Annotated in this window: 23 protein-coding genes; 18 read left to right on the forward strand and 5 right to left on the reverse strand. The window is 58.6% G+C overall.

The annotated features are described in order from the left end of the window. Positions 1-6: 6 nt before the first annotated feature. The 5 genes from ACSVHP_RS02230 to ACSVHP_RS02250 are packed head-to-tail and all read left to right on the forward strand — an operon-like array spanning position 7 to position 5,491. On the forward strand, positions 7-951 hold the full coding sequence (locus ACSVHP_RS02230; protein ID WP_447550846.1) for an ABC transporter permease: 945 nt from the start codon (positions 7-9) through the stop codon (positions 949-951). Next, the gene (locus ACSVHP_RS02235) at positions 948-1,799 is read left to right on the forward strand and encodes an ABC transporter permease (protein WP_447550847.1); all 852 of its coding nucleotides are present in this window, start codon (positions 948-950) and stop codon (positions 1,797-1,799) included. The genes ACSVHP_RS02230 and ACSVHP_RS02235 overlap by 4 nt, the downstream gene beginning before the upstream one ends. Further along, positions 1,796-3,403, forward strand: coding sequence for a dipeptide ABC transporter ATP-binding protein (locus ACSVHP_RS02240; RefSeq protein ID WP_447550848.1), 1,608 nt, complete (start codon positions 1,796-1,798; stop codon positions 3,401-3,403). The genes ACSVHP_RS02235 and ACSVHP_RS02240 overlap by 4 nt, the downstream gene beginning before the upstream one ends. Beyond that, the gene (locus tag ACSVHP_RS02245; protein ID WP_447550849.1) at positions 3,400-4,389 is read left to right on the forward strand and encodes a putative FMN-dependent luciferase-like monooxygenase; all 990 of its coding nucleotides are present in this window, start codon (positions 3,400-3,402) and stop codon (positions 4,387-4,389) included. Before ACSVHP_RS02240 ends, ACSVHP_RS02245 begins: the two co-directional genes overlap by 4 nt. 10 nt (positions 4,390-4,399) lie before the next feature. Next, the gene (locus tag ACSVHP_RS02250; protein WP_447550850.1) at positions 4,400-5,491 is read left to right on the forward strand and encodes an alkylhydroperoxidase domain protein; all 1,092 of its coding nucleotides are present in this window, start codon (positions 4,400-4,402) and stop codon (positions 5,489-5,491) included. Between the two features lie 5 nt (positions 5,492-5,496). On the opposite strand, the gene araJ is transcribed toward ACSVHP_RS02250, so the two are convergent. Further along, entirely contained in the window at positions 5,497-6,672 is a 1,176-nt protein-coding gene (gene araJ / locus ACSVHP_RS02255) for an MFS transporter AraJ (protein ID WP_234674671.1), read from the reverse strand. Between the two features lie 163 nt (positions 6,673-6,835). On the opposite strand from araJ, the gene ppk2 reads away from it, so the two are divergent. From ppk2 to ACSVHP_RS02270, 3 genes are all read left to right on the forward strand, one after another. Further along, complete coding sequence (gene ppk2 / locus ACSVHP_RS02260) at positions 6,836-7,654, forward strand: polyphosphate kinase 2 (RefSeq protein WP_447550851.1); 819 nt, start codon at positions 6,836-6,838, stop codon at positions 7,652-7,654. Positions 7,655-7,809: 155 nt separating this feature from the next. Next, positions 7,810-7,992 carry a hypothetical protein gene (locus tag ACSVHP_RS02265; protein ID WP_234674673.1) on the forward strand — a complete coding sequence of 61 codons (183 nt, stop codon included), beginning with the start codon at positions 7,810-7,812 and terminating at the stop codon, positions 7,990-7,992. Next, complete coding sequence (locus ACSVHP_RS02270) at positions 7,992-8,315, forward strand: CcdB family protein (RefSeq protein WP_447550852.1); 324 nt, start codon at positions 7,992-7,994, stop codon at positions 8,313-8,315. The genes ACSVHP_RS02265 and ACSVHP_RS02270 overlap by 1 nt, the downstream gene beginning before the upstream one ends. A 51-nt stretch (positions 8,316-8,366) precedes the next feature. Here the strand turns inward: ACSVHP_RS02270 and fdnI are convergent, their stop codons facing one another. From fdnI to fdnG, 3 genes are read right to left on the reverse strand one after another with little or no spacing between them, the layout of a single operon-like run. Beyond that, on the reverse strand, positions 8,367-9,020 hold the full coding sequence (gene fdnI, locus ACSVHP_RS02275; RefSeq protein ID WP_417313230.1) for a formate dehydrogenase-N subunit gamma: 654 nt from the start codon (positions 9,018-9,020) through the stop codon (positions 8,367-8,369). Continuing rightward, on the reverse strand, positions 9,013-9,897 hold the full coding sequence (fdxH, locus tag ACSVHP_RS02280; RefSeq protein WP_234674676.1) for a formate dehydrogenase subunit beta: 885 nt from the start codon (positions 9,895-9,897) through the stop codon (positions 9,013-9,015). The genes fdnI and fdxH overlap by 8 nt, the downstream gene beginning before the upstream one ends. 11 nt (positions 9,898-9,908) lie before the next feature. Then, entirely contained in the window at positions 9,909-12,956 is a 3,048-nt protein-coding gene (gene fdnG, locus ACSVHP_RS02285; RefSeq protein ID WP_447550853.1) for a formate dehydrogenase-N subunit alpha, read from the reverse strand. Between the two features lie 219 nt (positions 12,957-13,175). On the opposite strand from fdnG, the gene yddG reads away from it, so the two are divergent. From yddG to ACSVHP_RS02300, 3 genes are all read left to right on the forward strand, one after another. After that, positions 13,176-14,060, forward strand: a complete 885-nt coding sequence (yddG, locus tag ACSVHP_RS02290) for an aromatic amino acid DMT transporter YddG (RefSeq protein ID WP_417313829.1) — start codon at positions 13,176-13,178, stop codon at positions 14,058-14,060. A gap of 617 nt (positions 14,061-14,677) precedes the next feature. Further along, positions 14,678-15,760: a porin OmpC gene (ompC, locus tag ACSVHP_RS02295; RefSeq protein ID WP_234674679.1), complete on the forward strand. Its 1,083-nt coding sequence runs from the start codon at positions 14,678-14,680 to the stop codon at positions 15,758-15,760. 78 nt (positions 15,761-15,838) lie between these two features. Then, on the forward strand, positions 15,839-16,279 hold the full coding sequence (locus ACSVHP_RS02300) for a GFA family protein (protein WP_234674680.1): 441 nt from the start codon (positions 15,839-15,841) through the stop codon (positions 16,277-16,279). On the opposite strand, the gene ACSVHP_RS02305 is transcribed toward ACSVHP_RS02300, so the two are convergent. Further along, a complete protein-coding gene (locus ACSVHP_RS02305) occupies positions 16,269-17,201 on the reverse strand; it encodes a LysR substrate-binding domain-containing protein (RefSeq protein ID WP_447550854.1) in 933 nt (310 codons plus the stop codon). The genes ACSVHP_RS02300 and ACSVHP_RS02305 overlap by 11 nt on opposite strands. Positions 17,202-17,372: 171 nt before the next feature. Between ACSVHP_RS02305 and ACSVHP_RS02310 the strand changes: the two genes are divergently transcribed. Genes ACSVHP_RS02310 through ACSVHP_RS02340 form a run of 7 tightly spaced genes read left to right on the forward strand, consistent with a single transcriptional unit; the run spans position 17,373 to position 23,822 of the window. Continuing rightward, the gene (locus tag ACSVHP_RS02310; RefSeq protein ID WP_447550855.1) at positions 17,373-18,323 is read left to right on the forward strand and encodes a branched-chain amino acid ABC transporter permease; all 951 of its coding nucleotides are present in this window, start codon (positions 17,373-17,375) and stop codon (positions 18,321-18,323) included. An 8-nt stretch (positions 18,324-18,331) separates the two neighbouring features. After that, a complete protein-coding gene (locus ACSVHP_RS02315; protein ID WP_234674683.1) occupies positions 18,332-19,438 on the forward strand; it encodes an ABC transporter permease subunit in 1,107 nt (368 codons plus the stop codon). Continuing rightward, positions 19,435-20,202, forward strand: coding sequence for an ABC transporter ATP-binding protein (locus ACSVHP_RS02320; RefSeq protein WP_234674684.1), 768 nt, complete (start codon positions 19,435-19,437; stop codon positions 20,200-20,202). The genes ACSVHP_RS02315 and ACSVHP_RS02320 overlap by 4 nt, the downstream gene beginning before the upstream one ends. After that, the gene (locus tag ACSVHP_RS02325; protein ID WP_447550856.1) at positions 20,195-20,914 is read left to right on the forward strand and encodes an ABC transporter ATP-binding protein; all 720 of its coding nucleotides are present in this window, start codon (positions 20,195-20,197) and stop codon (positions 20,912-20,914) included. The genes ACSVHP_RS02320 and ACSVHP_RS02325 overlap by 8 nt, the downstream gene beginning before the upstream one ends. 27 nt (positions 20,915-20,941) lie before the next feature. Next, a complete protein-coding gene (locus ACSVHP_RS02330) occupies positions 20,942-22,099 on the forward strand; it encodes a branched-chain amino acid ABC transporter substrate-binding protein (protein WP_447550857.1) in 1,158 nt (385 codons plus the stop codon). A 17-nt stretch (positions 22,100-22,116) separates the two neighbouring features. Then, entirely contained in the window at positions 22,117-22,599 is a 483-nt protein-coding gene (locus ACSVHP_RS02335; protein ID WP_447550858.1) for an L-2-amino-thiazoline-4-carboxylic acid hydrolase, read from the forward strand. After that, on the forward strand, positions 22,596-23,822 hold the full coding sequence (locus tag ACSVHP_RS02340; RefSeq protein WP_447550859.1) for an allantoate amidohydrolase: 1,227 nt from the start codon (positions 22,596-22,598) through the stop codon (positions 23,820-23,822). The genes ACSVHP_RS02335 and ACSVHP_RS02340 overlap by 4 nt, the downstream gene beginning before the upstream one ends. The last annotated feature ends 78 nt before the right edge of the window (positions 23,823-23,900 follow it).

Here is a 23,900-nt window from a genome sequence, read left to right on the forward strand (position 1 = left end):
CCGACGATGCGCCACGCACTTCTTCAACGTTTTGGGCACGGGCTGCTGGTGCTGTGGGCCGCCTTTACCCTCTCGTTCGTGTTGCTCCAGGTGCTGCCAGGCGACACGGTGCTGATTAAATTTCAGAACCCGGATCTGGGCTTAAGCCCGGCGCAAATCGAGGAGATGCGCGTGGCCTACGGCGCGGACAGCCCGCTGTGGCAGCAGTACGCCCACACGCTGCTGGAGATGCTGCGCGGGGATTTCGGCTATTCGTTGCAGGCAGGCGTGCCGGTCAGCGAGCTGATTGCCAGCAACCTGCCGGATACCCTGAGCCTTGCCCTGCCCGCGTTTGTACTCGCGGTCCTGCTGGCGTTTGCGCTAGCCTTCGCGTCGCGTCTGCCGGGCCTGCGCTGGCTGAGTAATGCCCTCCAGTCGCTGCCGGTCCTGTTTATCTCCCTGCCGACGTTCTGGCTGGGCATTGCCCTGATCCAGCTATTTTCTTTTCAGCTACGGCTAATCCCGGTGATTAACCCGACGCCGCTACAGGGGCTGATCCTGCCGATCGTGACCGTCGCCATCCCGATCTCCGCCCCGCTGGCGCAAATCCTGATGCGCAGCCTGGACCAGGTGGCGACGCAGCCGTTTGTTGCCGTTGCCCGGGCCAAAGGGCTGAGTGAAACCGCCGTGCTGTGGCGTCACGTGACGGGCAACGCCCTGCTGCCGGTGCTCAATATTGCCGGGCTGCTGCTGGGCGAGCTGATTGCCGGAGCGCTGATCACCGAAACCGTCTTTGGCCGCAGCGGGCTCGGACAGCTGACCCAGCAGGCGGTGAATAACCAGGATATTGCCGTGCTTCAGGCGGTGGTGATGATTTCCGCCCTCGGTTTTGTCCTGATTAATCTGCTGGTGGATCTGCTGATGCCGCTGCTGGATCCCCGTCTGCAACCCCTTTCCGGAGGTGCATCATGAGCCTTGTTGATTACGCAGCCGCCGCGCGAAAACGCGTCCCCACCTGGCACGGCGTCGACTGGCAGCCCGGACTGTGGCTGGCATGGGCGGTGATGACTATCGCTCTTTTTGCCGCCGTCGCGCCCGGCCTGCTAACCCACTACAGCCCGATTGAGGGCATCGCGGGGGCACAGCGCCTGGCGCCGCAGGCCGGCCACTGGCTCGGCACGGATCAGCTTGGCCGCGATGTTTACGCGCGTATCGTTTATGGCGCCTCCCACTCCCTGAGCGCGGCGCTGGCCGCCATCACGATGGGTCTGCTGGTGGGTACCGGTTTAGGCGTGGTTGCCGGGGCGTTCGCCGGACGCGTCGAGTCTCTGCTGATGCGTTTTGTCGACGTGCTGCTGTCCATCCCGTCCCTGCTGCTCTCGCTGACGGTGATTATTCTGCTCGGCTTTGGCACCGTTAACGCCGCGATTGCCGTCGGCGTAGCCTCCATTGCCAGCTTCGCCCGCCTCGCGCGCGGTGAAGTGGTGCGCATCCGCCATACGGATTATGTCGAAGCGGCGTACGGCAGCGGCGGGACCTTCTTCGCGGTGCTGTGGCGACACATCCTGCCCAACGCCTTAACCGCCGTGCTCGCCTTCGCCACGCTCCAGTTTGGTCAGGCCATCCTGGCGCTCTCCACGCTGAGCTTTCTCGGCTACGGCACTCCGCCGCCCGTGCCGGAATGGGGCCTGTTGATTGCCGAAGGCCGTAACTATCTCTCTACCGCCTGGTGGTTAACCACCTTCCCCGGCCTGGCCGTCATCGCCGTGGTGCTGGCAACCAACCGTATCAGCCAACAGTTCAGCGGAGGCCTGAAATGACCGTACTCTCGGTAGAAAACCTGACCATCAGCTACCGCACCGCGCGCCAGTGGCGGGAGGTGGTGCATAGCGTCAGCTTCACGCTCGGGCGAGGAGAAATGCTGGCGTTTGTCGGCGAGTCCGGCTCCGGCAAAACCACCACGGCGCAGGCGATCATCGGTCTGCTGGCCGATAACGCCCGGCGCGATGCGGGAAAAATCATTCTCAACGGCGAGGAGATAAGCCAGTGGTCGGCTAAGCGTCTGGATACCCTTCGCGGCGCGCGGGTTAGCCTGGTTCCGCAGGATCCGGGTAATTCGCTCAACCCGGTAAAAACCATCGGCGCGCAGGTTGGCGAAATTATTCAGCTTCACCAAAAGGTCACGGCTCTCCAGCGCGACGAGCAGGTGCTTGCCCTGCTGACAAAGGTCGGCCTGAGCCACCCCGAACAGCGCATGAAGCAGTACCCACATCAGCTCTCCGGCGGCATGAAGCAGCGCGTGCTGATTGCCATCGCGATAGCCCTGCGCCCGGACGTCATCATTGCCGATGAGCCGACCAGCGCGCTGGACGTGACGGTGCAGAAACGCATTCTCGACCTGCTGGATATCCTTCGTCGCGAATCGGGGACCGCCGTCCTGTTTGTCACCCACGATCTGGCGCTGGCCGCACAGCGTGCGGACCGGCTGCTGGTTTTTCGCGATGGCGAAATTCAGGAGCAGGGAAACACCGCCGATATCGTCCGCACGCCGCAGCACGCCTACACCCGCCAGCTATTGAGCGATCTCCAGGGCCAGCGCCTGACCATCGCCCCTGTGGCCGGTCTGCCGCTTGCGTCACCGGCCATTCGCGCCCGCGACATCAGCAAACGGTTCTCGCTGGGCAAAGGCCACCAGCTTCAGGCGCTGGATCGTGTGACGTTTGACGTCAGGCGCGGCAGCACGCATGCGCTGGTCGGTGAATCCGGCTCCGGGAAAACCACCCTCGCCCGTATTTTGCTGGGGTTCGAACAGGCCGACAGCGGACAGGTCATTATTGACGATATTGATGCCACCACGCTCAGCCGCGAGGCACGTCGTCAGCTGCGCCAGAAGATCCAGTTTGTCTACCAGAACCCGTTTGCCTCTCTCGACCCGCGTCAGACGCTGTTTGACATCATCGAAGAGCCGCTGAAGAACTTTTCCCGCCTGCGCAAAGCGGAGCGTAAGGCCCGGGTGGAAACGGTCGTGCAGCGGGTTGCCCTGCCCGTCGAACTCCTTAGCCGCACCGCCCGGGAGCTCTCAGGCGGACAGCGCCAGCGCGTTGCCATCGCCCGGGCGCTGATCCTGGAGCCAACTATTCTGGTGCTGGACGAAGCCACCTCCGCGCTGGACGTCACCGTGCAGGCGCAGATCCTGGCTCTGCTTCAGCAGCTCCAGCAGCAGCTGGGGTTGACCTATCTCTTTATTACGCACGATCTCTCCACGGTTCGCCGGATCGCCCACAGCGTCACGGTGTTGCGCAGCGGTCAGGTGGTCGAGCACGGCGACGTCGGGACCTTGTTCGCCTCGCCGCAGAACGCCTATACCCGCGAGCTGATTGACGCCATTCCCCACTTTTCACCCGCTACGGAGGAGTTCGCATGACGCGAAAACGCCTGGGGTTTTTCACCCGCCTGCTGGACAACGCCGCGCCGAAAGAGCGCTATCGTCTGGCAACAGAACAGATCCGCCACGCCGAACGCCACGGCTTTGACAGCGCCTGGATTGCGCAGCACCACTTCCACGAAAGCGAAGGCGGGCTGCCGTCTCCGCTGCTGTTTCTGGCACACGTGGCCGCGCATACCGAAACCATCCGCCTGGGCACCGCCATCATTACCCTGCCGATGGAAAACCCGCTGCGCGTGGCGGAAGATGCCGCGGTGCTTGATTTACTCGCCGATGGACGTCTTGAAGTCGGGCTGGGGTCAGGCGGCACGCCCACCTCATTCCTGCCGTTCGGCCTGACGTTTGAGGCGCGCGCGAGCGCGTTTGCCGAGAACCTGCACGTGCTCCAGAGCGCCTGGCGCGGCGATTCGCTTGCCCACCCGGATAACCATTTATACCCTCCCGCACCGCAGCTGGCGGACCGCATCTGGATTGCCACCTTCTCCGTAGACGGTGCAGTGCGTGCGGCACAGGCCGGACATGGCTTAATGCTCTCCCGCACGCAGCCGCGCCCGGCGGACCGGCCGGATCTTACGCTCGATGAAATCCAGAACCCGATTGTGGATGCCTACCTAGAGGCGCTGCCGGCGGGCATCGCGCCGCGCATTCTCGCCTCCCGTACCGCGTTCGTCGCCGACAGCGATGACTATGCGCTGAAGGTGGCAACGCCGGGCCTGACGAAGCAGGCGCAGCAGCATCGCGCGGCCGGACACGCGGTTAAAGGTGACACCGTCACCGATTATCGCCGCCAGTTTGACGCCCATATCGGTTCGCCCGACACGGTACTGCGTTCACTGCACGCCGATTCCATTCTCAGGCGCGCCACGGATATTTCGTTCCAGGTCCATTCGGTCGAACCCACGCACCGCGACACGCTGCGCTCCATTGAGCTGATCGCCGAACACATCGCCCCCCACATACGTTGAGGAGACACCCATGTCATTAAGTCAGGACATTCTCGCCGAGCTGGCGGAAATTAAACCCGGTTCCCCTCTGGCAGAGGCGCGCGCCACGCGGGATGCCGCCACCCGCCACGCGCAGGGCAGCTATGAAATCCTCTTTAGCCAGCAGGATGATGATTTTGCACTCGACGAGCGTTTCGCCGTAGCGGCGAAAGTCGCCAGATGGCACAGCGCGGAGGCGCTGGCCGCGCACTACGCGGGGTTTGGCCTGGCCGACCCGACCTCAGACCGCCTGACCCCGGCGCTGAACTTCGCGCGCCTGCTGACGTTCTCCCCCGTCGAAGCGACGCCTCCCGCGTTAAAGGCTTTGACGCAGGCGGGATGGAGCAAGGAAGGCATTGTTACCCTGGCGCAGCTCGTCGCGTTTGTGAGCTTCCAGAGCCGGCTGATTGCCGGGCTACGGCTGCTGAACGACAGGCCCGTCGCCGCAAGCGATGCGCCAGTAGCCGCAGGATTCTGGCACACGGCCGCAACCACGGCCACCGGGAAGGCGGCTCCCGTCGCCTTCACCCAGCAGGAGCTGGGCTGGGAGCCGTGGCTGGCCGCCAAACCGCTGGCGGATTTCCGCGACGATGAGGTGGCGATTCTGGCGAAGTTTGGTCATACCGATTCCGACTATTTCCGACTGCTGGGGCGCAATCTGCCGGTGCTTGAACAGCGCACGCTGACCGATAAAGGGATTTTTTATACTCCTGGGGGACTGCCGCGCGCCGAGCGCGAGCTGGCCGCAACGGTCGCCAGTAAAATCAACGGCTGCATCTACTGCGCATCTGTCCATGCGCGTAAGGCCAGCCAGCTGTCAAAGGATGACGGCGCGGTAGAGGCGCTTCTGGCGGTGCGTCCGGGGCAATCCCTGAGCGAGGGGCAGTCTGCACGCTGGCAGGCGGAAATTAATTTTGCGGCAGCGCTGTCGGTTACGCCGCCAGCCGCCACGCCGCTGCACCTTGCCACGCTGGAAAAAGAGGGGCTCGATACCTTAGCGCAGCTTGACCTGGTGCAGTCCGCAGCGTTCTTCGCCTGGGCCAACCGTCTGATGCTGACCCTGGGAGAACCCTCTCTAGCCTGATCCGATCAGGCTAGCGCGCGAGCGTTGGCCTGATCTCTTTTGGCTTTCAGGTAGCCATACATCAGCAGCGAAGACATGGCCGAGAACGACAATATCGCCGCCGGTAACGTCACGTAGCTCCAGCTAAAGCCCAGCGTAATCATCATCCCACCAAAATAGGCCCCGATGGCGCTGCCGAGGTTAAACGCCACCTGCCCGCCCGCAGCCCCCAGCAGCTCGCCGCCTTTGGCGTTTTGCAGGAGCAAGATTTGCAGCGGCGCGGAGAGCGCAAACAGCCCGGCACAGCAGATAAAGCCCGTCACCAGTGAGGCGGTTTTGATCTCGCCGAAGGCAAAGAGCAGCAGCAACGCAGCCACAATCACCAGATCGGTCACGGCGGCGATGCGCAGCGGGCTATAGCGGCCCGATAACTTCCCGCTGAGCATATTGCCCAGCACCATTCCCAGCCCCATCAGCATCATGATCGCCGTCATCACCCCTTCGGAGAAGCCGGAAACGTTGACCATAAACGGCTTCACGAAGCTAAACCAAGCAAACACCCCGGCGTTACCGAACATGGTGGCGGCGAAGATCAGCCAGGGCTCAGGCTTTTTGAGGAAGTGAAACTGCTCGCTCAGGCGGGTTTCGGTCTTGTCGTAAATCTTAGGCACCCAGAGCAGGACCGAGAGGATCACCAGCGCATCGAAGACGGCAATCAGGAAGAAGGTGTAACGCCAGCTGTAGGTGTGGCCGAGCCAGGTGCCAAGCGGAACGCCGACCAGATTCGCGACGGTCATTCCGGCAATCATGCCCGCCACCGCCAGCGTCACTTTTCCCGGCGGGGCGATGCGGGAGAGGATAATCGCCCCCACGCCAAAAATAGCGCCATGCGGGAAACCGGAGATAAGACGCCCGACGGCGAGCCCGGTATAAGAGGTCGAAAAGGTAAAAATCGCGTTGCCGACGGCGCACATCGCCACCAGAAACAGCAGCGTGGTTTTAAGCGAGAATCGGCCCGAAAAGAGCGCAACAATCGGCGCGCCGATCACCACGCCGAACGCGTAAAACGAAATCATATTCCCGGCGGAGGGAATGGAGATCCCGGTATCCCGCGCCAGCTCCGTTAACACGCCCATAATGCCAAACTCGGCCATTCCCAGGCCGAACGTGCCAAGCGCCAACGAAAAAATTGTTTTTTTCATACCGCAACCACTGGTTAAAAATGTGCAACGGGCATTATTGAACAAACTGGTATGGTGAACCAGTTCAAATCGGCTTGCTGACAGGTTAATCCATTAATTCAGGTAGTTTACACTTCAGTGTACGGCCCTCTCTTTCGCGAGCGCACAACAAGAGGTGACACCCATGGTCAGTAAGAAGAAAGCCAGCGTCGTTGTTGATGTCGTTAAACATGTCCCGCTCAAAAACAAAGAGTATGAGAAAGCGCTGCGCCGCCTGCACGTTGAACTGGTTAAGCTCCAGCAATGGGTCGTGAGCAAAGGATTGAAGGTGTGTATCGTTTTTGAAGGACGCGACGGCGCAGGGAAAGGCGGAACCATTAAGGCGATCACCGAGCGCGTGAGCCCGCGCGTATTCCGCGTGGTCGCCCTGCCCGCGCCTACCGATAAAGAGAAAAGCCAGCTCTATTTCCAGCGCTACGTGCCCCATCTGCCCTCCGCCGGCGAGATCGTTATCTTTGACCGCAGCTGGTACAACCGGGCTGGCGTCGAGCGGGTAATGGGCTTTTGCACCGAGGAGCAGGTCGAGAAATTTCTCGACGGCACGCCGGTAATGGAAAAAGCGATGGTCGACGCGGGGATCGTTCTGCTCAAATACTGGCTGGAGGTGACGCCAAAAGAGCAGGAGCGCCGCCTGCGCGACCGTATTAACGATGGCCGCAAGACCTGGAAACTGTCGCCAATGGACATTAAGTCCTTCACGAAGTGGGATGAATACACCGTGGCGCGCGATGCCATGTTCGCCGCCACCGACACCGCCTGGGCGCCCTGGTTTGTCGCCCGGTCGGAAGATAAAAAACGGGTGCGGTTAAATATTATTTCGCACCTGCTGTCGCAAATTCCCTATAAAGATCTCCATATCGAGTCGGTGGAACTGCCGAAGCGTAAAATAGGTAAAGTGAAACCGTCGAAATATCCGTTCCGCTATATTTCCGAACCCTTTTAATTAAGTCGAGCCTCTTTGCAATAAAATGCAACGAGGCTGAATTTATTTATAGCGAATGGAATGGTGCTCGCATAATTGTGTTTGCCAGGCGAAGCGGTATTGTTTTTTGTTGGGGAGGGTTGATAATGCCCGCACCAACAAACAGGGAGAGAAAAATGAAAAGGAACACTGTGAAGCATGATCCCCGCCGCCATAGCGTTACCCCACCGCCAATCAAAGCTTCGGCCGCACCGCCACGCTTGCAGACCGAGGGCGACCGTGAGTTCATTCGGGCGATGAACGCGTTTGTCGAAAAAAACGGAACCATTACTGATGATGAGTTCTTCCGGGTGCTCTGATGCGTAAACAATTTGATGTTTACCGGAATCCCTCTATCGCGACGCGAGACAATCTGCCTTATTACATGATCGTTCAGGATGATTGTTATAACGATTTATCAACGCGCGTCATTATTCCCTTTATGAGGAATCATAAACTGCCGTTATGGCATAGCCATTTGGCACCTAAAATAAATATTGATTTTGAAACGTTACTTATTTATTCGCCGATGGTTACCAACCTTAATACGGCAAAGATTAGCAATAAAGATTATGTCTGTAATTTACGCGGGGCACGTCAGGATGTTATCGCGGCAATGGATTGTTTGCTGACGAACACCTGATACCCGGCATAGTCAAAAAACGCCGTCGACCCAGGCCGACGGCGCTAACCCTTACTTAATCCCTTCAGTGCTCTCTTTTTTCGCTTCCAGACGCTCAACGTCACGGTACCAGCGAGGATGGTGCTTCTGCGCCCAGCGGCGCGTCACCTTCCCTTCAATCATGCCTTTGATCGATCCTTTCACCCAGAAGGCCATATACATATGGATCAGGATGGCGTGAATCAAAATAATGGCCGACGTCGCGTGGATCAGCAGCGCGTAGCGAATGACCTGAATCGGGAAATAGTGCGCGAAATACGGACGCCAGATGATAACCCCGGTCACCAGCAGCACGAAAATCATGCTCATGATGGTCCAGAACATCATTTTTTGCCCGGCGTTGTATTTACCCACCTTCGCGACTTTATGCTCGTTGCCCTTCAGAACTTCGACAATCCCCTTCACCCACGGAATGTCCTGCCTGTCCGGGATGTTGTGATGCACGAAGCGCACGAACATAAACATCAGCACCACGAAAATCAGCACGCCGAAGAATGGGTGCAGAATGCGCCCCATCTGCGGGGTGCCGAAAGTTTCGGTCAGCCACTGTAGCGTCGGGAAGAAGAACGAAATCCCCGACACCGCCACCAGGAAGAAGCAGATCACTACCGTCCAGTGACAGGCGCGATCGATAAACTTCGTGCGCACAATCCATGACTTACTCATGATGCTCCTCCTCGTCGTCATCCACCTCTTTGTTTGGCCCGATACCGATGTAGTGATAAATCAACCCTGCGAAGGTGGCGATAAAGCCGGCCGCCGAGAGCGGTTTTAACGCCCCTTTCCACAGGTTGATGGAGGTATCAATCGCCGGATCTTTTGGCAGATTGTGGTACAGCTCCGGCTGGTCGTTGTGGTGCAGAACATACATCACGTGCGTGCCGCCCACGCCCTGCGGGTTATAGATGCCCGCATTTTCGTAGCCGCGCGCTTTCAGCTTGTCTACGCGCGCCTGGGCCACGTCCAGCATCTCTTTTTTGGTGCCGAAGTGAATGGCGCCGGTCGGACAGGTCTTCACGCAGGCTGGCTCCTGACCCACGCTGACGCGATCCACGCACAGGGTGCATTTATAGACCCGGTTATCCTCTTTATTGAGGCGCGGAATATTAAACGGACACCCGGCAATGCAGTAGCCGCAGCCGATGCAGTTGTCCTGCTGGAAGTCGACGATCCCGTTGGCGTACTGAATAATCGCCCCGGCGGACGGGCAGGCCTTCAGGCAGCCCGGATCCTCGCAGTGCATACAGCCGTCTTTGCGGATAAGCCATTCGAGCTTGCCGTTCTGGTCGGTTTCGCTAAAACGCATCACCGTCCACGACTTGGCGCTCAGATCCGCCGGGTTATCGTAAACCCCGACGCAGTGCCCCACCTCGTCGCGGATATCGTTCCACTCGGAACAGGCCACCTGGCAGGCTTTACAGCCCACGCAGGAGGAGACATCGATAAGCTTGGCAACTTCCGCCTTGTAGTCCCGCGCACGAGGCGCGGGGGTAATCGGGTTCGTCGCGGAGCGTTTAATAATGTCTTGTGTTTCCATCGCCATTTAATCGCTCCTTACGCTTTCTCGATGTTAACCAGAAACGCTTTGTACTCCGGCGTCTGCGAGTTGGAATCGCCGACGTTTGGCGTCAGGGTATTGGCGATGTAGCCTTTTTTCGCCACCCCTTCAAAGCCCCAGTGCAGCGGAATACCGACGGTTTCCACCTGCTGACCGTGTACGTTAAGGGTTTGCAGACGGCGAGTGACTACCGCCACGGCGCGAATAAACCCGCGCTTGCTGCTTACCGTCACGCGGTCGCCGTTGGCAATGCCCTTCGCTTTTGCCAGCGTTTCGCTGATCTCCACAAACTGTTCCGGCTGCGCGATGGCGTTAAGCCGCGCGTGCTTGGTCCAGGTGTGGAAATGCTCGGTCAGACGATAGGTGGTCCCGACGTACGGGAACTTATCCTTCTTGCCTAAGCGCAGCACGTCGTCTTCGTAGATACGCACCACCGGGCTTGAGATCACGTTCGGGTGCAGCGGGTTGGTTCCCAGCGGCGTTTCCATCGGCTCGTAGTGTTCCGGGAACGGCCCTTCCGCCAGCTTGTCGAGGGCAAAGAGTCTCCCAAGCCCTTCCGGCTGCATGATGAACGGCCCGGTCGCGCTGCCCGGCGCTGCGGTGTTAAAGTCCGGGATATCGTTACCCGCCCACTTCGCACCGTTCCACTGGATCAGCATACGTTTTGGATCCCACGGCTTGCCGTTGATATCCGCCGACGCACGGTTGTACAGCACGCGGCGGTTCAGCGGCCACGCCCAGGCCCAGCCAAGGGTGTTGCCCAGCCCTGACGGGTCGGCGTTGTCGCGGTTCGCCATCTGGTTGCCCTGCTCGGTCCAGCTGCCGGTGTAGATCCAGCAGGACGAGGCGGTTGAACCGTCGTCGCGCAGCAGCGCAAAGCTGTTCAGCAGCTGGCCTTTCTTCGCCAGCAGAGCGCCGTTGGCATCATAGAGATCCGCCAGCGCCACGCCGTTGTTCTCTTTTGCCACCTCTTCTGACTCAGGACGATCGGGCTGTTTGTAGCTCCAGCTCATCTTCAGCAGCGGCTCGACGCCTTTGCCGCCTTCGCTGCGATACATGTCGCGCAGACGATGGTAGATCCCGGCCAGAATTTCGCCGTCGTTACGCGCTTCGCCCGGCGCATCCTGCCCTTTCCAGTGCCACTGCAACCAGCGGCCGGAGTTGGCAATAGAGCCATCTTCTTCCGCAAAGCAGGTGGACGGCAGGCGGAAGACCTCGGTCTGGATCGCCGACGGATCGACATCGTTAGATTCGCCGTGGTTCTGCCAGAAGGTGGAGGTTTCGGTCACCAGCGGATCGATAACCACCATGTACTTCAGCTTGCTGAGGCTACGGACAACCTTGTTTTTGTCCGGGAATGAGGCCACCGGGTTAAAGCCCTGGCAGATATAGCCCGTGACGTCGCCCTTATCCATCATGTTGAAATACTTGATGACGTCGTAAGCCTGATCCCATTTCGGCAGCCACTGGTAGCCCCAGTCGTTCTCTTTGCGCGCGTTGTCGCCGTAGAAGGATTTCATCAGGCTCACGAAGAACTTCGGATAGTTGCTCCAGTAGTTCACCTGGTCCGGCAGCGTCGCTTTCGGCGTGTTCGCCGTCAGGTAGCTTTGCAGATCGGTCTGTTTTTCAGACGGCAGGGTCAGATACCCCGGCAGGCTGGTGGAGAGCAGACCGAGATCGGTTAACCCCTGAATGTTCGAGTGGCCGCGCAGGGCGTTCACCCCGCCGCCCGCCATCCCCATATTGCCGAGCAGCAGCTGGATCATCGCCATGGTGCGGATGTTCTGCGCACCCACGGTATGCTGCGTCCAGCCGAGCGCGTACAGGAACGTGGTGGTTCTGTCGGCGGCGCTCGTAGAGGCCAGCACTTCGCACACTTTCAGGAAGTCCGCTTTTGGCGTGCCGCAGATGTTTTCCACCACGTCCGGCGTATAGCGGGAAACGTGCTGTTTCAGCAAATTCCAGACGCAGCGCGGGTGGGTCAGCGTTTCATCACGCATCGCGTGGCCGTTTTCATCGAACTGATAGTTCCAGGACGACTTATCGTACTGCCGTTTTTCCGCGTCATAGCCGCTAAACAGCCCCTCATCAAAGGCGAAGTCATCCCGCACCAGCAGATTGGCGTTGGTGTAGTGCTTAACGTATTCAGCGTTAATTTTATTATTTTCAATCAGGTACAGCAGTACGCCGGACAGGAACGTAATGTCCGTACCGGAGCGGATTGGCGCATAGATATCCGCCACCGATGCCGTACGCGTAAAGCGCGGATCGACGACGATCAGCGTCGCATCATTGTTGTTCTTCGCTTCCATCGCCCAGCGGAATCCCACCGGATGGGCCTCAGCGGCGTTACCGCCCATCACCACCACGACGTTTGCGTTTTTGATATCAACCCAGTGGTTGGTCATCGCACCGCGACCAAATGTTGGAGCAAGACTTGCTACCGTTGGTCCGTGTCAGACGCGCGCCTGGTTATCTACCGCCAGCATCCCGAGGGAACGCACAAACTTCTGCGTCAACATGCCGGTTTCATTGCTTGCCGCTGATGCACAGAGCATCCCGGTGGAGAGCCAGCGGTTTACGGTCACGCCCTGCGCGTTCTTTTCAACGAAGTTGGCGTCACGGTCGGCTTTCATTAATTTCGCGATGCGGGAGAAAGCTTCATCCCAGGAGATGCGCTGCCACTTATCGGAACCCGGCGCGCGGTACTCCGGATAACGCAGGCGGTTTTCACTGTGAACATAGTCCAGCAGCCCGGCCCCTTTCGGGCACAGCGCCCCGCGGCTTACCGGATGGTCCGGATCCCCTTCAATATGGTAAATCGCTTCTTTGGCGTTCTTCGCGCCATCGCCCAGGCTATACATTAATAGCCCGCATCCCACGGAACAGTATGTGCAGGTGTTACGGATCTCTTTGGCACGCAGCAGCTTATAGTTGCGTGCCTGAGCCAGCGCCATTTTGGGAGCAAATCCCAGCATGGCAGCCGTTGTTCCGGCCATACCGCCCGCGCAGATTTTGAAAAATTGTCTGCGGCTGACGTCCATTGTGGTCCTCTTTCTCTGATAAGGATGTGCCGCAAACTAACAGCAAAGCCCCTGTTTTTTTTGCGTCAAATCAATGTCGATATTTTTCGCCCCCTTAATAGTCGCCGCAGTCGGGTTTAAATAATCCTTTCGGGTTAGCCGCTTACGAGAATTATTCGCGATAACGGCCGGGTGAATATGATACGTTTTCCCTTTGCGTTTGATGGCGATGGCAAGGTAATGGATAAAAAAAGAGCAACACTGATTGGCCTGGCGGCCATTCTTTTATGGAGCACGATGGTCGGGCTTATTCGCAGCGTCAGCGAAGGGCTGGGGCCGGTGGGCGGCGCGGCGATGATTTATACCGTCAGCGGATTATTGTGCCTGGTGACGGTCGGCTTTCCGGATATAAGACGTTTTTCGCGCGGTTATTTAATTGCGGGCAGCGTCCTGTTTGTCAGCTATGAAATTTGTCTCGCGCTGTCGCTAGGCTATGCGGCTACCCGCCCGCAGGCGATTGAGGTGGGCATGGTGAATTATCTGTGGCCAAGCCTGACGATTGTGTTCGCTATCCTGTTCAACGGCCAAAAATCGACCCTGTGGGTGATCCCCGGATTGTTTATTTCACTCTCAGGCGTCTGCTGGGTATTAGGCGGTGAACAGGGGTTGCATATTGATAATATTATCCGCAACGTCATCTCCAGTCCGCTGAGCTATGCGCTGGCGTTTGCCGGCGCCTTTATCTGGGCCGCCTACTGTACCGTCACCAGCAAATTTGCCAAAGGACAAAACGGCATCACCCTTTTTGTCTTGCTCACGGCGCTGAGCCTGTGGGTGAAATATGCCCTCAGCCCGCAGCCTGAAATGGTGTTTAGCGTGCCGGTAGTGGTGAAGCTATTACTGTGCGGCGTCGCGCTGGGATTTGGCTATGCCGCCTGGAATATTGGTATTCTTCACGGCAACGTGACGGTGCTGGCTGCCGTATCTTATTTCACGCCGGTATTATCCGCCGCTCTGGCCGCTGTCGTGTTAAACGCCCCGCTCTCGTTCTCGTTCTGGCAAGGCGCGCTGATGGTGTGCGCCGGTTCGCTCCTGTGCTGGTACGCCACGCGAAATAAACGCTAATTATTTATGCCGGGTTAGCGCCCGGCGAAATATAAAAAAATGATGTGCGATCCCGCTTCAGAATATTCCTTCACGCGCTGGCGTGAATGTTTACATTCTGTTTATATATACTCACTTTCGTAAACATACTCTCCATCACATTGACAATAATTGACAACCTAAAGTAACTACTTCCTTGCGAATATTTACAGGCTAAATAGCACATATCGCAATAGTTTATTTCCGGATGTTTCAGTTATACCCTACAGAATATTCACTTCTCTGCGCCTCCAGGCTACTGATTTACGGTCATCTTTATCGAATTACCATGAATATTCTTACTCTTGCACGGGCGCTGCTTTACAAAAACTCACAACAGTAAAAACTATTCCACCCTTAATTGTTAAGCGTGGGGAATAATCCATTTTCGACTATTAATTAAGCGAAAAGACCGTTTCAGCGGCAATTTTTCAGATCACGATCACACTAATTGAAATTATCACTAATATTTTGAAACTTATTATTGAAACCAGGCTACAGAATTTTAAGAATAACTCGCCATTGACGGAAAGCCTCGTTTAGCAATCGTTTAAAAATGGCTCAGGAATACCCAAAGAAAATTATAAGGATTATTTAAGATGAAACTTAAATTAGTTGCAGTGGCAGTGACTTCCATGTTGGCAGCAGGCGTTGTAAACGCGGCTGAAGTTTATAACAAAGACGGTAACAAGCTGGATCTGTACGGTAAAGTAACAGGTCTGCACTATTTCTCTGATGACTCCAACAGCGACGGTGACAAAACCTACGTTCGTCTGGGCTTCAAAGGCGAAACTCAGATCAACGACCAGATGTCCGGTTACGGTCAGTGGGAATATGAGTTCAAAGGCAACAACGAAGAAAGCAACGGCGACAAGGGCAACAAAACCCGTCTGGCATTCGCTGGCCTGAAATTCAACGAATTCGGTTCTTTCGACTACGGTCGTAACTACGGTGTTGCTTACGACATCGGCGCATGGACCGACGTTCTGCCAGAGTTCGGTGGTGATACCTGGACTCAGACTGATGGCTTTATGACTGGCCGTACGACTGGCGTTGCGACCTACCGTAACTCTGACTTCTTCGGTCTGGTTGACGGCCTGAACGTTGCCGCTCAGTACCAGGGTAAAAATGACGACCGTGACATCACCGAAGCGAACGGTGACGGCTGGGGTCTGTCTTCTACCTATGAATTCGACGGTTTCGGCGTGGGTGCAACCTATGCGAAATCTGACCGTACTGACCGTCAGGTTGCTGCGGGCCGCGTGGCTAACACCATCAACGCTGGCGGCGACAACGCTGAAGTGTGGGCGGCTGGCCTGAAGTACGATGCGAACAACATCTACCTGGCAACCACCTACTCTGAAACCCGCAACATGACCAACTTCGGTGATGGTTATATCGCGAACAAAGCGCAGAACTTCGAAGTGGTTGCACAGTACCAGTTCGACTTCGGTCTGCGTCCGTCCGTGGCGTACCTGAAATCCAAAGGTAAAGACCTCGGTTCTTACGGCGACCAGGATCTGGTTGAATACGTTGACGTTGGCGCGACCTACTACTTCAACAAAAACATGTCTACCTACGTTGATTACAAAATCAACCTGGTTGACGACAACAGCTTCACCAAAGCTGCTGGTGTAGCCACTGACAACATCGTTGCACTGGGTCTGACCTACCAGTTCTAAGATTTGTGAGTACAAAAAGGCCAGCCCTCGCGGCTGGCTTTTTTTTTCGGTTCGACTGGCGTAATAAAGGAGAACGCCATGCACATCTTCAACGGGCGCTGTTTATGTGGGATGAGCCAGTTCAGCGTGAGTCTCACCAATTTCGACGTGTACGCCTGCCACTGTACCCTGTGCCAGAAATGGTCCGGCGGCGTCGCGATGTACCTGGAAGCGCAGGGGCAACCGGTCATTGAAGAGGGCTCTATCGCCCCCTCCCATTTCGCCTCTTCCGTTCGCGGCGAGCGCTGGTTCTGCCCCGGCTGCGGCTGTCCGCTGTGGTTCGCGCTGACCACCTCCGGGCGCTACTTCGTTCCCTGGACGCTGCTGGAGATGAACGAAGACGAACGCCGTCGCCTGGTGCTGGCCGCCGAGATCTACACCGAAACCCAGCCCGCGTTCTGGGGGCTGACCGGACAATACGCCCGCTTTAGCGGCACGGAGATTGAAGCGCTCGACAACAAATGCCTGCTTAATCCGTAGGCTGAACGCTGCCCGCCGCGCGGCGAAGCCAGTTTTGCAGGAGCTTACCGTCTTCGGTCATCTCCGTATCGGAACGCACGCACAGGTAATAGTCGCGCCCGTCCTCGATGGGCATATCGAAAATTTTCACCAGCTCTCCGCTTTCCAGATAGGGCGCGATAAGCGGTTCGCGCATCAGCGCGCAGCCCAACCCGGCCTGCACGCCCGCCAGCGTCAGCAGTCCGTCTTCAAACATCGGCCCGCTTCGTCGTGGGGGGCGCTTCACCCCTTGCAGGATGAACCACTGTTGCCAGGTGCTGCGCTCTTCGTCGTGCAGCAGCGGCATTTGCAGCAGCTGTTCCGGGGTATCGATATGACCATGAATGCGCAGAAAGGCGCGGCTGCACACCGGCACCATTTTGCCGGAGATCAGCTTCTCGCTCTGATAGCCCGCCCACTGGCCGTTGCCAAAACGAATCGACATATCCGACGCGTCGCTCAGGTAGTTGCGGTGGTTGGCGTACACCACGTTAATCTCGGTCTGCGGATTCGCGCGCATAAACGCGGGCAGGCGCGGAATAAACCAGCCCATGCCGAACAGCGGGATCAGGCTGATGGTCACCTGCCGCGTTTGCGCCTGCTCAACGAGATGCTCCGTGGCTTGGCGCAGCACGTTAAACGCCGCGCGAATTGAACGGTAATATTCCCGCCCCTGCTGGCTCAGCACCAGCCTGCGCCCCTGACGTTCGGTCAGCGGCATTTGCAGATACCCTTCCAGCACTTTGAGCTGATGGCTGACCGCCGAGGGCGAGATATCCAGCTCCTGCGCCGCCTGCGTCACGCTGCCCAGCCGGGCAATGGCCTCGAAGGCGCGAACCGCACGCAGCGGCGGATCGTTTGCGAGGCGGCTTTCCGCGAAGGCCGATTGTTCTGTTTTATTCATATATTGATTTCTTTAGGCTTTTCACCCCGTTATGGGAATTTAATATCTTTATATAAATCATCAAGATAAAACAATATCGGTTTATCATAAGAAATAATATATGTGTATTTTACAATTTAATTCAATTGTTGGATGGTAGCCGCTGAAAGAGCAATCAGTCGGATAAGAACGTTGGATACACTCATACAACAATTGATCAACGGGGTGATGCTGGGAAGCATCTACGCGCTGATCGCGCTGGGCTATACCATGGTGTATGGCATTTTGCGCATTATTAACTTTGCCCACGGCGATATTTTGATGGTTGGCGCGCTCACCACGCTGTCGGCCATCAACCTGTTGAATAACACCTTCCCGCACATGCCGCTGCTGGTGCAGCTGGGCTGCGCCGTGGCGATTGCGATGGCCGTCTGCGCGCTGCTGGCGATGGCGGTGGAACGCTTTGCCTATCGCCGCTTGCGCAACGCGCCGCGCCTGGCCCCGCTGATCTCCGGGATTGGCGTATCGGTTCTGCTGCAAACCGTGGCGATGATTATCTGGACCCGCAACCCGCTGATGTTCCCGCAGATCCTGCCGATGGATCCCATTGCCGTGACGGCGGGCAGCGACGCCCATCCTCCGGCGATTGTCACCGTAACCGGGATCGTCACCGTGGTGCTGGCGCTGGTCGTCATGACCGGACTGTGGCTGCTGGTTGAATACACTCGCCTTGGGCGCGGAATGCGCGCGGTGGCTGAAAACCCGCGCGTCGCCACCCTGATGGGGGTCAACCCGAACGCTATTATCACCCTCACCTTTGCCATCGGCGGGGTGTTTGCCGCGCTCGCGGGCGTAATGATGGCGAGCAACTACGGCAACGCCAGCTTCTCGATGGGCTTTTTACCCGGTATCAAAGCCTTTACCGCCGCGGTTCTCGGCGGTATCGGCAACATTCGCGGCGCGATGGTCGGCGGCATTTTGCTCGGCATTATCGAAGCGCTCGGCGCGGGGTATCTCGGGGAACTCACAAACGGCGTGTTTGGCAGTAATTATCAGGACGTCTTTGCCTTCATCGTGCTGATTCTGGTGCTGGTCTTCCGCCCGGCGGGTTTACTCGGCGAGCGCGTGGCGCACAGGGCGTAGGGGAAAATATGACAACCGCACAACTTCAGGCTCCCGCAGCGAGCCGTAAATTCTGGTCAGGCATGACCCTGTTCTGCATCGCCCTGCTGTTGGCGCCGGTGATTGCCACCCAGCTTGGGGGCAACTACTGGGTCCGCGTTATCGACTTCGCGCTGCTTTACATCATGCTGGCGCTGGGGCTGAACATCGTGGTCGGCTATACCGGCCTGCTGGATATGGGCTTTATCGCCTTTTATGCGGTCGGGGCGTATCTCGCCGCGCTGCTGGCCTCTCCGCATCTGCTGGAGACCTTCCCGATCCTCGCCGCGTGGTTCCCGGACGGGCTGCACACCTCGTATTTATTGATTATTCCCGTCGCCGCGCTGGTAGCGGCGGTGTGCGGCATTTTACTCGGCGCACCTACGCTGAAGCTGCGCGGGGATTATCTCGCCATCGTGACCCTCGGCTTCGGCGAAATTATCCGCATCCTGATGCGCAACCTGGATCGCCCGGTAAACATCACCAACGGCGCGAAGGGCATTACCGGCGTTGATACGCTCAACCTCTTCGGCCTGAAGTTTAGCGGCGTCTATCACTGGTTCGGTGTCAAGGTGCCCGCCCTGTGGCTATGGTACTACCTGCTAATGCTGGTGATTGTGGCGATTATTTTCGTCTGCCTGCGCTTGCAGCACTCGCGCATTGGCCGTGCCTGGCACGCGATCCGCGAAGACGAGGACGTGGCCCGGGCGATGGGCATCAACGTGCGTAACTACAAGCTGCTGGCCTTCGCGATGGGCGCCTCCTTTGGCGGCGTGGCGGGCGCGCTGTTTGGCGCCTTCCAGGGCTTTGTCTCTCCGGAATCCTTCACCTTGCAGGAGTCAATTGCGGTGCTGGCGATGGTGGTGCTCGGCGGCATGGGCCACATCCCCGGCGTGATCCTCGGCGCGGTACTGCTCACCGCCCTGCCGGAACTGCTGCGCAGCCAGGCCGCACCGGTGCAACAGGCGCTGTTTGGCACCGTACTGGTTGACCCGGAAATTCTTCGCCAGCTGTTTTACGGCCTGGCGCTGGTCGGGGTGATGCTGGTACGCCCTTCCGGGATCTGGCCGGTGCGCCACAAGGAGGTAAAAGCATGAGCCTGCTGACCGTACGCAATATGTCTAAACGCTTCGGCGGCCTGACCGCCGTGGACAATGTCTCGCTCACCATCAATAAGGGTGAAATCTACGGGCTGATTGGCCCGAACGGGGCGGGAAAAACCACCTGTTTTAACCTGATCACCGGGCTCTATCCGGCCGACAGCGGCGAGTTTTTGATTGCCGATAAGCCCTATTTCCCGAAACAGATCGAAAAAGTGACCGCCGCCGGGATCGCCCGCACCTTCCAGAACGTGCGGCTGTTTAACGAGATGTCGGTGCTGGAAAACGTGATGGTGGGCCGTCACGTTCGTACCCGCAACGGCCTGTGGGCGGCGCTCAGCCGTCACAAGCGCGCCCGCGAAGAAGAAACCGAAACCCGCGAGCAGGCCTGGCACTGGCTGGAGTACACCGGGATTGCGAAGTTCGCCCACTACCGCGCCTGCGATCTGGCCTACGGCCATCAGCGTCGGCTGGAGATCGCCCGCGCGCTGGCAACGGATCCGCTGCTGCTGGCGCTCGACGAGCCCGCCGCGGGCATGAACGCGGCGGAAAAAGGGGCGCTCGGCGAGCTGCTTATCCGCATTCGCGACGACGGCAAAACGCTGCTGATGATTGAACACGACGTCAAGCTGGTGATGGGGATCTGCGATCGCCTGACGGTACTTGATTACGGCAAAACGCTCGCCAGCGGCACGCCGGACAGCGTGCGCCGCGATCCGGCGGTGATCGCCGCCTGGCTTGGAGGCCATGCCCATGTCTGAATTATTGAAAGTTGAGCGGCTCGACGTGCATTACGGCGGCATCCAGGCGGTGCGCGATGTCTCCTTCACCCTGCACGAAGGCGAACAGGCCACGCTGATCGGCGCCAACGGCGCGGGAAAAAGCTCCACCGTCCGCGCCATCACCGGGCTGGAGAGCTTTGGCGGCACCGTTACCTTCAACGGCAAAGACGTGCGCAAGCACAAAGCCGACGCGCTGCTGCGCGACGGGCTGGTCATGGTGCCGGAAGGTCGCGGCATCTTCGCCCGCATGACGGTGCTGGAAAACCTACAGATGGGGGCCTGGCTGCGGCGTGACAACGTCACCGTCCGGCAGGAGATGCGCGAGATTTTTGAGCGATTCCCGCGCCTCGGCGAACGTCAGCACCAGCTTGCCGGGCTGCTCTCCGGCGGTGAACAGCAGCTTCTGGCGCTAAACCGTGCCCTGCTGAGCCGCCCGCGCCTGCTGATCCTCGACGAACCCTCTATGGGCCTGGCCCCGAAAATGGTTGAGAACATTTTTGAGGTCATTGCCGGGCTTCGCGAACGCGGCGTTGCCCTGCTGCTGATTGAACAAAACGCCCGGCTGGCGCTGGAGGTCACCGACAGCGCGTGGGTGATGGACAGCGGCAGCATCGTTCACCACGGCGAGTCAAAAGCGCTGCTGAACGACGACCAGATTGCACAAATTTATTTGGGCGAAATGCCCGTTTAACAACACCAACCAACACCAGGGAAAACAATGAAAACAGTAAAAATCAGTGTGCTCAGCGCCGCGCTTCTGCTCGGTGGTTTTGCCTCCACCGGCGCATGGTCCGCAGAGGGTGAAACCGTGCTTATCGGCCTGGCGGGCCCGTTGACCGGCCCGTCTGCCCGTATCGGTAAAGATCTGGAGAACGGCGCGCAGCTGGCGATTGACGACATTAACAAGCAGCACCCGACCATCGGCGGCAAAGCGGTGACCTTCAAGCTGCAATCCGAAGACGATCAGTCTGACCCGCGCACCGCCGTGGCCGTCGCGCAGCGTCTGGTCGACAGCGGCGTGGCGGGCGTGGTCGGCCACTGGAATACCGGGACCAGCATTCCGGCGGCGCGCGTTTACCACGACGCGGGCATCGCGCAGGTGGCTCCGGTCGCCACGGGGCACGCCTACACCCGACAGGGTTTCGACACCAGCTTCCGCGTGATGGGCCATGACGACGACGGCGGCCAGTTTGCCGGTCAGTACGCAGTCAACACTCTGAAAGCGAAACGCATTGCGGTGATCGATGACCGTACGGCGTTCGGCCAGGGTCTGGCAGACGAGTTTATTAAATCGCTGGAAGCCCAGGGCGTGAAAATCGTTGACCGCCAGTACGTTGACGACAAAACCGTGGATTTCAGCGCCGTGCTGACGGCGATTCGCAGCAAAAAAGCCGATCTGATCTTCTTCGGCGGCGTGGACAGCCAGGCAGCACCGCTGGCACGACGCATCAAGCAGCTGGGCATGAACGCCACCCTGATGGGCGCGGGCGGGTTTGTCAGCCAGACCTTCCTGCAACTGGCGCAAAAAGAGGGTGAAGGCGTGGTGGCGCTGGAGCCGGGCCTGCCGGTCGATCAAATGCCGGGCGGGAAAGCCTTTGAGCAGGCGTATCAGTCGCGCTACCACACCCACATCGAACTGCACGCGCCGTTTGCCTATGACGCCACCCGCGTACTGGTTGCCGCGATGGAAAAAGCCGACTCGGTCGATCCGTCTGAGTATCTGCCAGCCCTGCGCGCCATCAGCTATTCCGGCGTTACCGGGCAGATTGCGTTCGATAAAGAGGGTAACCTCAAATCGCCGTCGTTCACCGTTTATAAAGTGGTGGATGGCAAATGGCAGCCGCAGACCGTGCTCGGTGGCGCGAGCACTAAGTAACGCAGTGAGGCAATGTGATGAGTGATAATAATGAGCTGGGCATTCTCGCCCGCCGCAAAATCGAAGCAGAAATTATTAAGCCAATTTACGAAATCCTGGTGCGCGAGATAGGGAAAACCCGCGCCCAGGCGGTGATTGGCGAGGCCATTGAGCAGGCCGCCATCAACGCGGGTAAAGAATTTGCCAGCAAAGAGCCAAACGGTACGGACGTAAAGAGCTTTATCGCCCTGCAATATCTGTGGGAGAAAGATAACGCGCTAGACGTGAAGGTGATCGACGCCGACGAACAGCAGTACAACTACAACGTGACGCGCTGCCGCTACGCCGAGATGTATCACGAGATGGGCCTCGGTGAGATTGGTCACCTGCTCTCCTGCGCCCGCGACGAGAAGTTTATCGTCGGCTACGCGCCGGACGTGGAGCTGACCCGCACCACCACCATCATGCAGGGCGGGTCGTGCTGCGATTTCCGCTACCGCAGCAAAAAGGACAGCGCATGATCCGCGTTAACCCTGAACGCCTGTGGTCGACTCTGGAGATGATGGCGCAGATCGGCGGCACCCCCGCCGGTGGCGTCACCCGTCTGGCGTTAAGCGAGGAAGACCGCATCGCGCGCAATCTGCTGCGCGACTGGGCGCTGGAGGCCGGGTTCACCTGCGACGTGGACAGCATGGGCAACATGTTTATCCGCCGCGCCGGGAAGAATCGCACCCTTGCGCCGGTCATGACCGGCTCGCACGTCGACTCTCAGCCTCTTGGCGGCAATTACGACGGCATTTACGGCGTGCTGGCCGGGCTTGAGCTGCTGCGCACCCTGAACGACCATCAGCTGGAAACCGAGCGCGATATCGTGCTGGTAAACTGGACCAACGAGGAAGGCGCACGTTTTGCGCCCGCCATGCTCGCGTCCGGCGTCTGGGCGGGCCAGCTGACGGAAGAGTTTGCTTACGCCAGAACGGACAGCAAAAAGGTTACGGTGCGCGAGGCGCTGGAGTCTATCGGCTATCGCGGAGAGCGCCCTGCCCGCGCTTTCCCGGTTCACGCCTGCTATGAATTGCACATCGAACAGGGGCCGATTCTGGAAGATGAAGGCATTGATATTGGGCTGGTGCGCGCGGCAATGGGCCAGCGCTGGTTCACGATAACGCTGGACGGTTTTGCCGCTCATGCGGGAACCACGCCGATGCACAGCCGACGCGATGCGCTGACCGCCTTTGCCGAACTGGCGCTGAAGGTTGAACAGATTGGCTATCAGCATCAGCCGGACGGTCGCGCCACCATCGGCATGGCGCAGGTAACGCCGAACTCGCGCAACGTGGTGCCTTCCCGCGTGGAGTGCAGCGTAGAGTTTCGCCACCCCGAGCAGCACGCGCTTGAAGCGATGGAAGCGGCGCTGCACCAGGCGGCAGAGAGCCTGTCGGCACGCGGCGTGTCCGCAAACGTGGAGCGCATTTTTGACTATGCGCCTATCGCGTTTAACGCCGGGTGTCTGGCGCGTAGCGAAAAAGCGGTGGCTGAGCTTGGCTATTCGTCAAAACCGATGGTGTCCGGCGCAGGGCACGACACCTGCTACGTGAGCAAAATCGCGCCTGCCAGCATGATTTTTATCCCCTGCGTGAAGGGCATCAGCCACAACGAAGCGGAACGCATCCTGCCGGAATGGTCAGAGAAAGGGGCCAACGTGTTGTTGCATAGCGTGTTGAGCGCGGCGCAGGAACAATAAGCCGGGTGCAAGCAATTCCCTCGCCCCTTTGGGGAGAGGGTTAGGGTGAGGGGAACATACGGCTCTGGTGGTCATTCC

It is taken from the genome of Enterobacter sp. 186315 (assembly GCF_053290175.1).

Excerpts from the sequence above, each read along its gene's own strand:
- ACSVHP_RS02230 (WP_447550846.1), top strand. The coding sequence starts at position 7 with ATGCGCCACGCACTTCTTCAACGTTTTGGGCACGGGCTGCTGGTGCTG.
- ACSVHP_RS02235 (WP_447550847.1), top strand. The coding sequence starts at position 948 with ATGAGCCTTGTTGATTACGCAGCCGCCGCGCGAAAACGCGTCCCCACC.
- ACSVHP_RS02240 (WP_447550848.1), top strand. The coding sequence starts at position 1,796 with ATGACCGTACTCTCGGTAGAAAACCTGACCATCAGCTACCGCACCGCG.
- ACSVHP_RS02245 (WP_447550849.1), top strand. The coding sequence starts at position 3,400 with ATGACGCGAAAACGCCTGGGGTTTTTCACCCGCCTGCTGGACAACGCC.
- ACSVHP_RS02250 (WP_447550850.1), top strand. The coding sequence starts at position 4,400 with ATGTCATTAAGTCAGGACATTCTCGCCGAGCTGGCGGAAATTAAACCC.
- araJ (WP_234674671.1), bottom strand. The coding sequence starts at position 6,672 with ATGAAAAAAACAATTTTTTCGTTGGCGCTTGGCACGTTCGGCCTGGGA.
- ppk2 (WP_447550851.1), top strand. The coding sequence starts at position 6,836 with ATGGTCAGTAAGAAGAAAGCCAGCGTCGTTGTTGATGTCGTTAAACAT.
- ACSVHP_RS02265 (WP_234674673.1), top strand. The coding sequence starts at position 7,810 with ATGAAAAGGAACACTGTGAAGCATGATCCCCGCCGCCATAGCGTTACC.
- ACSVHP_RS02270 (WP_447550852.1), top strand. The coding sequence starts at position 7,992 with ATGCGTAAACAATTTGATGTTTACCGGAATCCCTCTATCGCGACGCGA.
- fdnI (WP_417313230.1), bottom strand. The coding sequence starts at position 9,020 with ATGAGTAAGTCATGGATTGTGCGCACGAAGTTTATCGATCGCGCCTGT.
- fdxH (WP_234674676.1), bottom strand. The coding sequence starts at position 9,897 with ATGGCGATGGAAACACAAGACATTATTAAACGCTCCGCGACGAACCCG.
- yddG (WP_417313829.1), top strand. The coding sequence starts at position 13,176 with ATGGATAAAAAAAGAGCAACACTGATTGGCCTGGCGGCCATTCTTTTA.
- ompC (WP_234674679.1), top strand. The coding sequence starts at position 14,678 with ATGAAACTTAAATTAGTTGCAGTGGCAGTGACTTCCATGTTGGCAGCA.
- ACSVHP_RS02300 (WP_234674680.1), top strand. The coding sequence starts at position 15,839 with ATGCACATCTTCAACGGGCGCTGTTTATGTGGGATGAGCCAGTTCAGC.
- ACSVHP_RS02305 (WP_447550854.1), bottom strand. The coding sequence starts at position 17,201 with ATGAATAAAACAGAACAATCGGCCTTCGCGGAAAGCCGCCTCGCAAAC.
- ACSVHP_RS02315 (WP_234674683.1), top strand. The coding sequence starts at position 18,332 with ATGACAACCGCACAACTTCAGGCTCCCGCAGCGAGCCGTAAATTCTGG.
- ACSVHP_RS02320 (WP_234674684.1), top strand. The coding sequence starts at position 19,435 with ATGAGCCTGCTGACCGTACGCAATATGTCTAAACGCTTCGGCGGCCTG.
- ACSVHP_RS02325 (WP_447550856.1), top strand. The coding sequence starts at position 20,195 with ATGTCTGAATTATTGAAAGTTGAGCGGCTCGACGTGCATTACGGCGGC.
- ACSVHP_RS02330 (WP_447550857.1), top strand. The coding sequence starts at position 20,942 with ATGAAAACAGTAAAAATCAGTGTGCTCAGCGCCGCGCTTCTGCTCGGT.
- ACSVHP_RS02335 (WP_447550858.1), top strand. The coding sequence starts at position 22,117 with ATGAGTGATAATAATGAGCTGGGCATTCTCGCCCGCCGCAAAATCGAA.
- ACSVHP_RS02340 (WP_447550859.1), top strand. The coding sequence starts at position 22,596 with ATGATCCGCGTTAACCCTGAACGCCTGTGGTCGACTCTGGAGATGATG.